The sequence below is a fragment of the Brevibacillus sp. JNUCC-41 genome (assembly GCF_014844095.1).
Lineage (GTDB): Bacteria > Bacillota > Bacilli > Bacillales > DSM-1321 > Peribacillus > Peribacillus aracenensis.
This window is the reverse complement of record NZ_CP062163.1, coordinates 403,354-416,070: the sequence shown is the minus strand read 5'-3', so window position 1 is coordinate 416,070 and position 12,717 is coordinate 403,354. Positions and strand designations below refer to the sequence as shown.

Genomic DNA, 12,717 nt, shown 5'->3' with positions numbered 1-12,717 from the left:
ATAAATTTTAGGAGCAAATATTATGACTAACATAAAGGAATTCAATGAATTACACTTTTCGAACGACCTGTTGATATTGGGGAATGCCTGGGATTTATTATCGGCCTTGATTCTCGAGAAAGCAGGATTCAAGGCAATTGGAACGACAAGCTGTGGAATTGCCAACTCCCTTGGTCATTCTGATGGCGAATTGATTGATTTTGAAAGACATTTAGGTATCATTAAGCTTATTGCGGATAATGTGAAAATTCCCGTCACTGCGGATATTGAAGCAGGCTATGGTGAAACCGCAGAAAAGATTGTCGATAATGTGTTAAGGACGGCAGACGTCGGTGTTGCCGGGATCAATATTGAGGATTCGCTCAAAAAACAAAAAGGGCTAAGAGATATATCCGAACACTGCAGCCTACTAGTAAAAATAAGAGAATCATTGGATAACAATGGGTATGAGGGTTTTTACATCAATGCTAGAACAGATACTTATTTTCAAAAAGAAAATCCTCTTCAGGAAACAATAAAGCGGGCAAAAGCGTATGTGGAGAGTGGAGCAAGCGGAATATTCATCCCTGGATTAACGAACTATGATGAAATAAAGGAAATCACTTTGAATATAGGTGCCCCCCTTAATGTATTATCTTTGCCTGGATTAACGAATGGTAAAGAGCTTGAAGAATTAGGCGTGAAACGTCTCAGTTTCGGAAATTCCCTATCCGATAAAGTCATTGCATTGTTAGAAAGAGATACAGCACGAATAGTAGAGCTAAATGACACCTCACATTTATATGGGAACTAAAACCTGAAAGGATGCGGAGTATAATGGCTGATGCTATCAATCTTTCCTTTGAAGAAATGTGGGAGAAAATCATTGCCTGCGACCCTAAATATGACGGATTATTCTTTACGGCTGTAAAGACTACAAAAATATACTGCCGCCCTTCATGCAGGTCAAGGAAGCCGAAAAAAATAAATGTGAAATTCTATCATGATATCGATGAAGTCGAAAAGGCTGGCTTCCGTGCTTGCAAAAGATGCCAACCGGAAGTTGATGATTCCCCGCAGATGCGACTTGTCAGAGATGTCATCGCTTTTCTGGTAAATCAGTATAACCAAAAGGTGGAGTTAAAGGATATTGCTAACCATGTCGGTGTAAGTTCCTATTATCTGGAGCGGCTATTCAAAAAGGAAACATTAGAAACTCCCCGTTCCTATTTGGAAAAAATAAGAGTCGATAAAGCGGCATTTCTTCTAACAAGCACAAGTCTAACGAATCTCGAGATTTCCCTTGAAGTAGGATTCCAAAGCCCTTCGAACTTTTATAAGGTATTTCGCCGTTTGAAACATTGTTCTCCCAGTGAATATCGAAACATGTAGGAAAAGGGGAATTGAAAAAAATGGGGTGGGAGGCAGGCATCTGCTTCCTTCTATCTAGGAGGTCTTTATATGGGTGAATTAGTTAAATTAGATTATGTATCGCCGATTGGAATAATCGAGGTATCAGGAACAAATGAGGCCATCTGTTCCATAATGTTCGCTGAAAGGGATATAAAGATAAATATTATGCAAGATCAAACACCCAAGGTTTTGGTGGAGTGCTTTCATCAGCTTGATGAGTATTTCAAAGGTGAACGCAGGGAATTTACATTTCCTTATTTACTTGAAGGGACCATCTTCCAAAAAAACGTGTGGAATGCCTTAACAGGAATCCTGTACGCTAACACGGGTTCGTATAAAGACATCGCCGTTACAATCGGTAATGAAAAAGCCATAAGGGCAGTAGGGAGCGCTAATGGCCGGAATAAGTTAAGCATCGTGATTCCTTGTCATCGGATAATAGGTTCAAATGGGAAATTAACCGGTTATGCGGGTGGCTTATGGAGAAAGGAATGGCTCCTTCAGCATGAAAGGAATTTTAAGTAGGATACTTGGCTAAACTTTATGGGATCGACGGACCAAACCAGCTCCCCCGAGGTCTCGTCTAGCAGTAATTCGGCAGGAGTGTCGCAAATTTCTTCAATCCAATAGGGATTACAGTAAAAAAACATAAAGGATAATTTAATCTTAAACATGGTTCGGGATGAGCCTGATTTCCTTTAAAATCATGGTAGGGGTGAGAGTATTCCGATTCTCCTTTATTATCTAGTTTGTAGACAAAAGGGGTTCTATCTTTTAAAACAAATTTGATTGGAGTTGGTGTGCGAGACTCCTGCGGGAAAAGCGAGTCCAGGGGAGACCCCACAGGCGCAAAAGCGCCAAGGAGGCTTCCGGACCGCCCGCGGAAAGCGAGTGCCTGGATGAGCAGCTTTGGCGGAGTGGAGATGAATGTACCTGAACTCGGAATTGATTATTTGATCAGCAGTGCAAATAAATGCATTCAAGGAATCCCTGGTTTTGGTTTCGTCATTGCGAAGCTTGATAAATTGTTGGCATGTGAAGGCAATGCCCGCAGTTTGTCCCTGGATTTATATGATCAGTGGAAAGAGATGGACAAGGATGGAAAATGGCGTTTCACATCTCCGACACATGTAGTGGCCGCGTTTGCTAAAGCGCTGGAAGAATTAACGGAAGAAGGCGGCATTCCAGCCAGATTCGCCCGCTATAAAAATAATAATGATAGGCTGAGGGGGCTGATGGGTAAATTGGGCATTCATGCGTATATCTCACCTGATAAACAATCACCCATCATTACAACATTCCTCTTTCCTGATGATGCCTTTGATTTTGGGGACTTCTACAATTTCATCAAAGAGAGGGGTTACGTAATATACCCCGGAAAGCTGACTGACATAGATACATTCCGAATCGGCAATATTGGTGAAATCCATGAAGAAGATATCGAGGAACTTGGCATGATCGTAGAAAAATATATGAAAGTGGTGACAGTATGAATAAGGTAGAGGGAATCATTTTGGATTGGGCTGGAACAGCTGATATATTTAAAAATGCTGGACTGGACGTGACGATGGAAGAAGCCAGAGCGCCGATGGGCATGCTGAAAATCGACCATATTCGTGCGATGCTGACCATGCCAAGGATATCTTCGTTATGGGAGGAACAATACGGAAGGCCATTTAATGAGGAAGACGTTGAAAAACTATATGCTGAATTCGAACCGGCACTGATGATGTCATTGGCGGATTATACAGATCCCATTCCAGGGGTTATCGAGACAGTGGAAGCGTTAAGAAATCGTGGCCTGAAGATTGGGTCGACAACGGGTTATACGGATACAATGATGGAGGTCGTCGTACCAAATGCTTTGAAAAAAGGGTATCGGCCGGATTTCCATGTCGCCCCGGATGCAACCCATTCAATTGGAAGGCCTTATCCTTACATGATATATCGGAATATGGAAGAATTGAAGTTAACCGCATCATGGAAGGTAGTGAAGGTAGGAGATACCGTTTCCGATATGCAGGAGGGAGTCAATGCTGGGGTATGGTCGGTCGGAATCATTGTCGGAAGCTCCGAGATGGGATTGAGTTTGAATGAGTATACAAGTTTACCAGAACGAGATAAACAAAATCTCATCTCTAAAACGGCAGACACCTTTATGCAAAACGGGGCAGACTTCACCATCAAAACGATCGAGGAACTGCCTGAACTCATAGATCGGATCAACCTTCTTATAACAGAAGGGAAAAGACCTCATTCAAGCTAATATTCAGTGCCAGAAAAGTGCAGCATCTTTCATCCTTGAGTAGGAAAGATGCTGCACTTTTTTTCGCTTGCCTGAACATCATTACTTGGCTTTTTTCTATCTCATTCATTACGTTTTTTTGAAATTAACCTTCACTGCTTATTGTAAAAAGTGAAAAAAGAGTGTACCATTAAATGAGAATGATAATCAATAACAATTGATTACCGGGGAGTGGACGTAAATGGAACAGCAAGATTTATTTGATGTAACGGTTATTGGGGGAGGGCCAGCAGGCCTTTACTCCACTTTTTATAGCGGACTTAGAGAAATGAAAGTTAAACTGATTGAATACCAGCCAAGGCTAGGCGGGAAAATTCATATCTATCCGGAGAAACTGATTTGGGATGTTGGAGGGCTGACACCCACAACTGGGGAGAAATTGATTGAGCAGCTGGTGGAGCAAGGTTTAACATTCAATCCAACAGTCGTCTTGAATGAAAAAGTGGAATCCATCACACGCAATGAAAAAGGTATCTTCGTTTTACATACGGCTTCTGGTAAAATGCACTTTTCCAAGACGATCATTGTCGCGGTTGGCGGCGGAATCCTGAATCCGCAAAAGCTGGAAATAGACGGGGCAGAAAGGTTTGAAGTCTCCAATTTAAACTATACTGTTAAGTCTTTCAATCGATTCAAGGATAAGACGGTGATCATTTCAGGCGGCGGGAATTCGGCTATAGACTGGGCAAACGAATTGGAGCCCATCGCCAAAAAGGTGTATCTGACATATAGGAAAGATAGTTTAGCAGGTCATGAATCACAAGCAAGGCAATTGATGGAAAGCTCTGCTATTTGTTTCTTGAATACGACGATTACAAAACTGATCGCCTGCGCTGATCATGAATCAATTGAGCATGTTGAACTGACGAATCACGCAACGGGAGAGGTTTCTTACTTGCCGATCGACGAAGTCATCATCAATCATGGTTATGAGCGGGATACATCGCTGCTTCGAAATAGTAAAGTGAATATAGCCATAGCCGACAATTATTATATTGAGGGCACTTCTTCAAGTGAATCCTCGATGGATGGAATATACGCTGCCGGTGATATCCTTAAGCATGAAGGTAAATTGAACCTGATAGCAGGTACTTTTCAAGATGCAGCAAATGCCGTAAACAAAGCAAAGCAATATATCCAGCCTGACGCTCACGGAGTGGGGATGGTATCTTCCCATAATGAAATCTTTAAAAAGCGCAACAGGGAATTGATCAAGGAAATGATGAAACCGGCTGGGGTACTTTAAAGGGGAAATAAAAGCTCCAGGGCCTCAGGGCCCTGGAGCTTTTAGCACCTATAGAGATTCTTTGATGACCTTTTTGTAATGGAATACGGATAGGATTCCGAAGATCGAATACAATGCCGTATATAATGCCATAACGATGATCATCGGTGTCCAAACTTCGGTCCCGAATAAGAACCATCCTGATTGGACTGCGAAATAACTGTGAAGCAGCCCGACGACTAAAGGAATGCCGAAATTGAAAACTTGTTTTGCTTGGATTCCTCTTAACAAGTCACCTCGTGTGAATCCCAGTTTCCTTAAGATGGTGTAATTGGATTTTTCACCTTCACTTTCATCCATTTGCTTGAAATAGAGGATGCAACCGGATGTGATGAGGAAGGTTAATCCCAAGAAGGCGACGATGAACATGATAAGGCCCATATTCTTCTTCTGGTTGTTGAACATTTCTAATTGGGAATCATTTACATGTTCTTCTTTGAAATTCATTTTATTGAATAGATCATTCGCTTTTTCAAGTTCAGCTTCATCCTTCACATCAATGCCGATATTTACAGATGAAACCTTTTGGATTTTCGGGTCGATATCCTTTTTCAAACGGTCGAATATCGTTTGGTCTACAATGGCAACGGGCATTCCGCCACTCGTGAAGTAATAGGACAGGATGCTATCATCATTCAATCCCATGTATGTTTGCGGAATCACTTCGTGTTTGCCCTTCAGTTCAATCTTTCCGGAATCCTTCAAGGACATGACCTTCTCCATCATATTACTGTATCCGCTGAAAAGGGTCTCATCTTCGGCGAGGTTGATTCCTTTAACAGCTTCATCACTGATGACGGGAACGGTCATGATATCCGGATCGAAGTTCACTCCTTCCAGGCTGGTTTCCATTACTTCCTTTACATTGACATCCACTTGAATGACATCGATCACCTTTTCGTCATAATCAATTTTACTGTCTGATAATGTTTTCTTGAATGCATTTGCATCTTCCGTATCCGTCATTGAAAAATCGGTGGGGATATAGGTTTGTGCACTCTTCTCCGCTGAGTAGTAGGAGATATAGCTTAATGATAATAATCCAATCGCCAGAGCGGAAACGGTCGTGATGATCGTCAATAATACCGCATTCGATTTCATCCGGAACATGATGGATGAAAGGGACAATACTTCATTGATGTTCAAATAGCCATTTTTCTTTTTACGGACGATATTAAAGATGAAGCTTACGGATCCTTTATAGAATAGGTAGGTACCGATGATGACGGTTCCTAAAATGAAGACCATGGCCATAAAAAGCTCGGTCATCTCTGAAAAAGCTCCATCGAATAATTTGGATGAGACGACATAGCCGGCAATGATCAGGATGATTCCGAATATCCCGATGATCATTTCGAACATCGAAACCTTTTTCACTTTTCCTTCCGTCATTGAAGTCACTCTAAATAATGAAAGAATGGTCTGCCTTTTAATGAAGGCATAATTCATCAACATGATGAAAAGATAGATGGCGCTAAAAACAAGAATGGTTTGAACAAGCGGCTGAAAAGAAAATTTTAGGGTCGCGATCGCCTGGACACCCATTATTTTAAACAGTATCATGATGATTAATTTTGATGCAGCAAACCCTACAAAGATTCCCAGGAATACGGAACAGAAATACAGGATCAGGTTTTCCACGCTCAGGATCCGGAATATCCTGTTCTTGGTCATGCCTATCAATTGGAATAAGCCAATTTCCTTACTGCGTCTTTTTATGAAAATGCTATTGGCATATAAAAGGAATATGGAAACAATCGCAACAAGCAGGATCGATGCAGCCTTGATGGAGGCGGCCCCTTTCACCGTACCCTCCACTTCATCCAGCGATGGGTCATATTGCAAGGTGACAAAGGCAAAATAAAGAGAAGCGCTGAAGACCAGGGCAAACACATACAGATAATAGTTTTTCAAATTCTTCTTCAGATTTCGAAAGATGAGTTGATTAATGCTCATTTTGAACCCCTCCCAATACACCTTGTGTTTTCATGATGTCCTTGAAGAAGGTTTGTCTGGATTGTTCCCCTTTATTCAATTGTGTATATATTTGTCCATCTTTAATGAAAATGACTCGGCTGCAATAACTGGCCGCCACTGGGTCGTGGGTTACCATGATGATGGTCGCTTTGCGCTTTTGATTCATTTCGCTCAGTTTGTTCAGTAAATCGGAAGCTGATTTGGAGTCAAGCGCCCCAGTCGGTTCATCCGCAAAAATGATGCTTGGGTCATGGATGAAAGCCCGTGCTGCAGACGTGCGCTGTTTTTGACCGCCGGAAATTTCATTTGGGTATTTATCTTTCACTTCATATATGCCCAGTTCCTTCGCCACGGCTTCAAACCTTTGTGCCGCTTCATTATGGGGTGTTTTTGTAATGGATAAGGGCAGAAGGATATTTTCTTTGACGGTCAGGGTGTCCAATAAGTTATATTCCTGGAAGATGAAGCCTAGATGGTTCTTCCGAAATTCGGCCAACTGCTTTTCTTTCATCCCTGAAATCACTTTTCCATCGATTGTAATGGTGCCGTTGCTGATTTTATCGATCGAGGAAAGGACATTAAGCAAAGTCGTTTTTCCCGAACCGGATGCACCCATGATACTTACGAATTCACCTTCTTGTATGCTTATATCAAGACCCTTTAATACTTCTTGTTTATTGAATTTATTACCATAGATTTTATGGATTTTTTTCGCTTCTAATATATTCATTTGGATACACTCCTTTTTTTCTATATCCTCATTATAAAAGGCCGTGAATTTCTTTTCCTTCGTTTGGACGAACAAAGAATAAAAGCATGTGACACTTTTGTCACATGCTTGTGATATTCACGAAATCATTTCTTTTTGGGAAGGTCAAGATAAAGGTCGTTCCGGTTCCAAGCTCTGATTTCACGTCAATGGAGATGAATAGGGACTCGGCTGCATTCTTTGTTAAATATAAACCCATGCCAGTTGCCGCAGTGTCACGATGATTTGTCGTGGAAGTGAATCCTTTATCAAATATGCGGGATAAATCCTTTGGGTCGATGCCCCGTCCAGAATCCTTCACTTCAAGAACCGTTTGTCCAGCCTGTTCATGGCTATATATCGCGATATCCGAGTTTTCACTGTATTTAATGGAGTTGGTCAGGAGCTGCCTCATGATGAAGGCCAGCCATTTGGCATCGGTAAGCACTTCGGTTACATCCAATTGTATGTCGAAGCCGATCCCTTTTTGAATGCACCATGATTGCAGCGTTTTAATCTCATCAAAGATTATTGTTTCCAAATCGGTTTTCTCTATATACAAATCATTTTTGATGAAAGGCAAGCGCCCTTGGTGGAGCTGCTGATCAAGAAGCAGGTGAATGCGCAGCCACTCATAAGTCAAATGCGATTTCAGCAATTCATCATCCAAGCGGTCAATCATTAAATGCATCGCCGTCAATGGTGTCTTCACTTCATGAATCCAAGCTAATAAGTCATCCTTCTCCTGCTCTAAAGTCATTTGACCAATTGATGCGGAATGCTTCAATATTTCGGTTTGGTTCATGATGCTGTTTTCTATGATCCTTTCGAAAGGGCTTTCTGGTTCGGCTATATTCGTAATATCCAGGTTGTCTTCCCGCGCTTCTAAACTTTTATAAAAATAGGTTTCCTTCTTATAGCGGAATATCAAAAATATAATGAATATGAGCAATGATAAAAAAACAATATACAGGATGGGCTTTAACGGAATGGCCGAATCAAGATAAGCGACGAAGATAATGAATAGATGAAGAAGTATGTAGAATATGATCCAGCTGAGCCTTTCCACGAGATATTTCCTGATCATGCATTTGCCTCTTCTACGGCGATATAACCCTGTCCAACCTTCGTTTCGATGAAATGTCCTAAACCCAGTTCATCCAATCTCTTTCGTAAACGGTTCACATTCACTGTAAGGGTGTTATCGCTTATGAAACGTTTGTCATCCCATAAGCTGTTGATCAATTCTTCGCGGCTTACGATCTTGTTTTTCTGTTCAATGAGCTTTTTCAAGATGAAAATTTCATTTTTCGTCAATTCGATTGTGCCAGTCTCGGCCGATACCGTGTTCTTCTCGTAATCCACAGTTGCACCGCACCAGGTTTTCAATTCGACCTTTTCGGTATTGTAATTATAGACACGGCGCAGGGTGGCCTGTATCTTTGCGATGAGTACATCGAAATGAAAAGGCTTCTGGATAAAATCATCAGCTCCAAGCTGCATGGACATCACCATGTCGGTAGGATGATCACGTGAAGATAAAAAGATGATGGGAACATTGGAATGGGACCGGATCATTCTGCACCAATGAAACCCATCGAACTTCGGCAACTGTATATCAATGATGACCAAATCAGGTTTTATTTCAGTGAATTCCTGAACCACTTTACTAAAATCGCCGATTCCGTATATATCATAAGACCATTGTGCCAATCTATCTTTAATTTCATTGAATAACGTCGTATCATCTTCTATCAATAGTAGTTTAAACAAGGGGGTCACCGCACTTTCCAGCTTTTTCTTAAAAGTATATAGTAAAAACTCTATAGGTTCTAGAGGAAGGGAGGAACAGGAGCTGTAATAGACTCCGGTTGTGTGTAAACCATTATTATATTAGAATTGACAATAACGAATGGAGGAAGTGAATTTATGTCTGATTTTCCTAATTGCCCTGCATGTGATTCAGAATATACATACGAAGATGGAAGTCTTTTTGTTTGCCCGGAATGCGCCCATGAGTGGGGGGTGGAACCGGAAACGGAAAATGATGATCAAAAGAAGACCATCAAGGATGCTAATGGAAATGCCTTGAACGATGGTGATACCGTTACGGTAATCAAGGACCTTAAAGTGAAAGGGAGCTCATCCGTCTTAAAAATGGGCACTAAAGTCAAAAGCATCCGTCTAGTTGATGGAGATCATGATATTGATTGCAAGATTGATGGTTTTGGTGCAATGAAATTAAAATCCCAATTTGTTAAAAAGATATAATTATTATAAAAAACGGCCTAATCCATTGATTAGGCCGTTCTTTTTTACGTTTAATGATTCCTTCTTAATAAACTTTGTCACCGTTAAAGATAGAGTTCTTAACGACCACATAATCCACATTCCGGATGGCTTCCAACTTGGTTCCGCCGGCATATGAAATGGAAGACTGAAGGTCTTGTTCCATTTCCTTCAACGTATCTTCCAAAGATCCTTTGTGCTCGACATACATCTTTTTACCTTCAACGTTTTTCTTCTCACCTTTTTGGAATTCAGAAGCTGAACCAAAGTATTCTTTAAAGGCCTTTCCATCTTTCTCGATCGTTTGCCCTGGAGATTCTTCATGTCCAGCAAATAGTGAACCGATCATGACCATGGAAGCTCCAAATCTAACTGATTTAGCAATATCACCGTTCGTGCGAATGCCGCCGTCAGCTATGATTGGTTTGCTCGCCGCTTTTGCACACCAGCGAAGTGCAGCTAGCTGCCAGCCACCCGTTCCAAATCCAGTCTTGATTTTAGTGATGCAAACTTTCCCTGGCCCGATGCCAACCTTTGTAGCATCCGCACCGGCATGTTCCAATTCCCGAACGGCTTCAGGAGTTCCCACATTTCCTGCAATGACAAAACTTTCAGGTAAATGTTTTTTAATATGCTGTATCATCTTTATCACGGCATTGGAATGGCCGTGTGCAATATCTATAGTAATGTATTCAGGTACAATGTTGTCAGCCGATAATTGTTCAATGAATCCGTATTCTTCTTCTTTAACGCCTACACTGATGGAAGCGATCAATTCTCGTGAATGCATATCTTTAATGAAAGTCAGTCGTTTTTCTGGCTCAAAACGATGCATTACATAGAAGTAACCGTTTTCAGCTAAGTAAATGGCAATCTTTTCATCAATGATCGTTTGCATATTGGCAGGTACTACAGGTAACTTGAATGTATGTTTACCCAATGTAACGGATGTATCACACTCAGAACGACTATTTACTACACATTTTGCAGGAATTAATTGAATATCTTCATAATCAAACACGTTTTCCATGTTATGCACCTCTATATACGAATATTTTTATCTTTGTTTATTAAAATTGTTCGCCCAATAGGTAATGTACATCATTTTTGACAGTAAGTCAAAATTTTTAATGGTTTTATTTTGATTTTATTTCAGTTTGATGGAAAATCCGTTACAGGGCAGGAAGCTAAAAAAGACGAACGAACATGGTACTTTGGAATGTTGATTTCCTCTTCAGGCACTCGCTTTCCGCGGGCGGTCCGGTAGCCTCCTCGGCGCCCGCTCCAATCAACTGGAATGTTTAAAAAAAAATCTGCAGGTGCACTCGCTTTTCTTTATGTTGTCGACCTAATGGGAAGGGTCTCATCCCGAACCATCGTTAAGACAAGGTTATCCTTCATGTTTTTTTACAGTAATCCTTAAAAGGATTGAAGAAATTTGCGACACTCCTGCCGAATAACTGGCTAGCCGAAGCCCCGGAGACGCTTGCTTTGATGAGGCTTGACAGACAGTCGACGGGAATGAATGAATTTCTGGAATCAACTCGGATGTTTTTATTTGTCTGCTGCCTTTAATACTTAAGTATTTTCACCAAACTGTATGGCTTTTGCACTTTTACGTTTTTTTACATCTTCTTAACGGGACCGACATGGCACTAAGTTAAAATGATGATGGGTAACGAATAAGAATGGGGGGATTGGCATGAAGGTTGAATTACATTGTCATACGAACATTTCAGATGGTTCCAGTTCTTTTGAAGAACTATTGGAGGTTGCAAAAAGGGAGAGGATTGGCCATTTAGCGATTACGAATCACGATACAACGATGAGATTGCATGAGATGGTGGCACGGGGAAAGGAAATAGGAATTGAAATCATCCCTGGTATAGAAGTTTCTGGTTATGACTTTGCAAGAGGAAGGCGTGTACATATTTTGGGCTATTTTGTTGAGCCTGGTCATAAGGCACTTGAGGAGCTATGTAATCCACTGATTCATAAGAGGAATGCAGCTTCTGAAAAAATGGTGGAACGGCTGATTCATGCAGGATATCGAATAACTTGGGATCAGGTTTCTAAATTCAAGGGAGGAACCGGCGTTTATAAACAGCATATTATGCTGGCACTAAGGGAATCGGGGTATACGGATTCCATCTATGGAGATTTGTATAAGAAGATCTTCAGTCGCGGCCAAAATGGAGAAGAGCCAGGCATTGCTTTCATTCCTATGGAGTATGTGGATGCGATCCTTGCTGTGAAGGCGATTCGTGCTGCCGGGGGCGTTCCGGTCCTTGCTCATCCTGGACAATACGGGAGCTTCGAAATGATTCCTGATCTTGTAGAAGCAGGGCTTGAAGGGATTGAGGTTCTTCATCCGCATCATGGTCATGAAGAAGAGGAAAGAGCGATTTCATATGCAGATCAATATAATCTCATTAAGACAGGAGGGTCGGATTTTCATGGGGATTATGGGGAGAAGCCGATTCGGCTTGGCAGTATGAGCCCTGGAAAGGAATGTGTGGATGCTTTGAAATTAAGGAAAAAAAGCATGTCCATTAATGATGTGGTATTGAAAAATATCGATTTATGAAACCAGGGAATTTTGCTGTGAAAGCGACCTGATCATATGCTGGATGAGCAATTTGAAAGACTGAGCGATGCAGGATGCTGTAATGAAAAGGTCCATAAAAAAATATTCCCTTTCGTTCTGGTATTTGACCAGGA

General features: G+C 41.3%; 12 protein-coding genes and 1 pseudogene. 8 read left to right on the top strand and 5 right to left on the bottom strand.

Annotated features, from left to right (window positions below):
- Positions 1-22 precede the first annotated feature (22 nt).
- From JNUCC41_RS02035 to JNUCC41_RS02010, 6 genes and pseudogenes are all read left to right on the top strand, one after another.
- Positions 23-793 carry an isocitrate lyase/PEP mutase family protein gene (locus tag JNUCC41_RS02035; protein ID WP_192206147.1) on the top strand — a complete coding sequence of 257 codons (771 nt, stop codon included), beginning with the start codon at positions 23-25 and terminating at the stop codon, positions 791-793.
- A 23-nt stretch (positions 794-816) separates the two neighbouring features.
- The gene (locus JNUCC41_RS02030) at positions 817-1,371 is read left to right on the top strand and encodes a bifunctional transcriptional activator/DNA repair enzyme AdaA (RefSeq protein ID WP_192206146.1); all 555 of its coding nucleotides are present in this window, start codon (positions 817-819) and stop codon (positions 1,369-1,371) included.
- Between the two features lie 69 nt (positions 1,372-1,440).
- Positions 1,441-1,917 (top strand): methylated-DNA--[protein]-cysteine S-methyltransferase, encoded by a 477-nt coding sequence (locus tag JNUCC41_RS02025; protein ID WP_192206145.1) that lies wholly within the window; start codon positions 1,441-1,443, stop codon positions 1,915-1,917.
- A 374-nt stretch (positions 1,918-2,291) separates the two neighbouring features.
- Positions 2,292-2,885: pseudogene (locus JNUCC41_RS02020) on the top strand (aminotransferase class V-fold PLP-dependent enzyme); the annotation flags it as partial.
- Entirely contained in the window at positions 2,882-3,658 is a 777-nt protein-coding gene (phnX, locus tag JNUCC41_RS02015) for a phosphonoacetaldehyde hydrolase (protein WP_192206143.1), read from the top strand. The pseudogene JNUCC41_RS02020 and the gene phnX, both read left to right, overlap by 4 nt.
- A gap of 220 nt (positions 3,659-3,878) precedes the next feature.
- Positions 3,879-4,943: an NAD(P)/FAD-dependent oxidoreductase gene (locus JNUCC41_RS02010; protein ID WP_192206142.1), complete on the top strand. Its 1,065-nt coding sequence runs from the start codon at positions 3,879-3,881 to the stop codon at positions 4,941-4,943.
- Between the two features lie 48 nt (positions 4,944-4,991).
- Here the strand turns inward: JNUCC41_RS02010 and JNUCC41_RS02005 are convergent, their stop codons facing one another.
- From JNUCC41_RS02005 to JNUCC41_RS01990, 4 genes are all read right to left on the bottom strand, one after another.
- The gene (locus tag JNUCC41_RS02005) at positions 4,992-6,938 is read right to left on the bottom strand and encodes an ABC transporter permease (protein WP_192206141.1); all 1,947 of its coding nucleotides are present in this window, start codon (positions 6,936-6,938) and stop codon (positions 4,992-4,994) included.
- Positions 6,928-7,689 carry an ABC transporter ATP-binding protein gene (locus tag JNUCC41_RS02000; RefSeq protein ID WP_192206140.1) on the bottom strand — a complete coding sequence of 254 codons (762 nt, stop codon included), beginning with the start codon at positions 7,687-7,689 and terminating at the stop codon, positions 6,928-6,930. The genes JNUCC41_RS02005 and JNUCC41_RS02000 overlap by 11 nt, the downstream gene beginning before the upstream one ends.
- Positions 7,690-7,789: 100 nt before the next feature.
- Positions 7,790-8,794, bottom strand: a complete 1,005-nt coding sequence (locus JNUCC41_RS01995; protein WP_192206139.1) for a sensor histidine kinase — start codon at positions 8,792-8,794, stop codon at positions 7,790-7,792.
- Complete coding sequence (locus tag JNUCC41_RS01990; protein WP_098372051.1) at positions 8,791-9,480, bottom strand: response regulator transcription factor; 690 nt, start codon at positions 9,478-9,480, stop codon at positions 8,791-8,793. The genes JNUCC41_RS01995 and JNUCC41_RS01990 overlap by 4 nt, the downstream gene beginning before the upstream one ends.
- Before the next feature lie 156 nt (positions 9,481-9,636).
- Between JNUCC41_RS01990 and JNUCC41_RS01985 the strand changes: the two genes are divergently transcribed.
- Positions 9,637-9,978, top strand: a complete 342-nt coding sequence (locus JNUCC41_RS01985; RefSeq protein WP_192206138.1) for a zinc ribbon domain-containing protein YjdM — start codon at positions 9,637-9,639, stop codon at positions 9,976-9,978.
- 64 nt (positions 9,979-10,042) lie between these two features.
- Here JNUCC41_RS01985 and guaC read toward each other — a convergent pair whose 3' ends face one another.
- Positions 10,043-11,026, bottom strand: coding sequence for a GMP reductase (gene guaC, locus JNUCC41_RS01980; protein WP_192206137.1), 984 nt, complete (start codon positions 11,024-11,026; stop codon positions 10,043-10,045).
- Positions 11,027-11,698: 672 nt separating this feature from the next.
- Between guaC and JNUCC41_RS01975 the strand changes: the two genes are divergently transcribed.
- Positions 11,699-12,583, top strand: coding sequence for a PHP domain-containing protein (locus JNUCC41_RS01975; protein WP_192206136.1), 885 nt, complete (start codon positions 11,699-11,701; stop codon positions 12,581-12,583).
- Positions 12,584-12,717 lie beyond the last annotated feature (134 nt).

Excerpts from the sequence above, each read along its gene's own strand:
- JNUCC41_RS02005 (WP_192206141.1), bottom strand. The coding sequence starts at position 6,938 with ATGAGCATTAATCAACTCATCTTTCGAAATCTGAAGAAGAATTTGAAA.
- JNUCC41_RS01975 (WP_192206136.1), top strand. The coding sequence starts at position 11,699 with ATGAAGGTTGAATTACATTGTCATACGAACATTTCAGATGGTTCCAGT.
- JNUCC41_RS01995 (WP_192206139.1), bottom strand. The coding sequence starts at position 8,794 with ATGATCAGGAAATATCTCGTGGAAAGGCTCAGCTGGATCATATTCTAC.
- JNUCC41_RS02025 (WP_192206145.1), top strand. The coding sequence starts at position 1,441 with ATGGGTGAATTAGTTAAATTAGATTATGTATCGCCGATTGGAATAATC.
- JNUCC41_RS01985 (WP_192206138.1), top strand. The coding sequence starts at position 9,637 with ATGTCTGATTTTCCTAATTGCCCTGCATGTGATTCAGAATATACATAC.
- JNUCC41_RS02030 (WP_192206146.1), top strand. The coding sequence starts at position 817 with ATGGCTGATGCTATCAATCTTTCCTTTGAAGAAATGTGGGAGAAAATC.
- JNUCC41_RS02010 (WP_192206142.1), top strand. The coding sequence starts at position 3,879 with ATGGAACAGCAAGATTTATTTGATGTAACGGTTATTGGGGGAGGGCCA.
- JNUCC41_RS02000 (WP_192206140.1), bottom strand. The coding sequence starts at position 7,689 with ATGAATATATTAGAAGCGAAAAAAATCCATAAAATCTATGGTAATAAA.
- JNUCC41_RS02035 (WP_192206147.1), top strand. The coding sequence starts at position 23 with ATGACTAACATAAAGGAATTCAATGAATTACACTTTTCGAACGACCTG.
- phnX (WP_192206143.1), top strand. The coding sequence starts at position 2,882 with ATGAATAAGGTAGAGGGAATCATTTTGGATTGGGCTGGAACAGCTGAT.
- guaC (WP_192206137.1), bottom strand. The coding sequence starts at position 11,026 with ATGGAAAACGTGTTTGATTATGAAGATATTCAATTAATTCCTGCAAAA.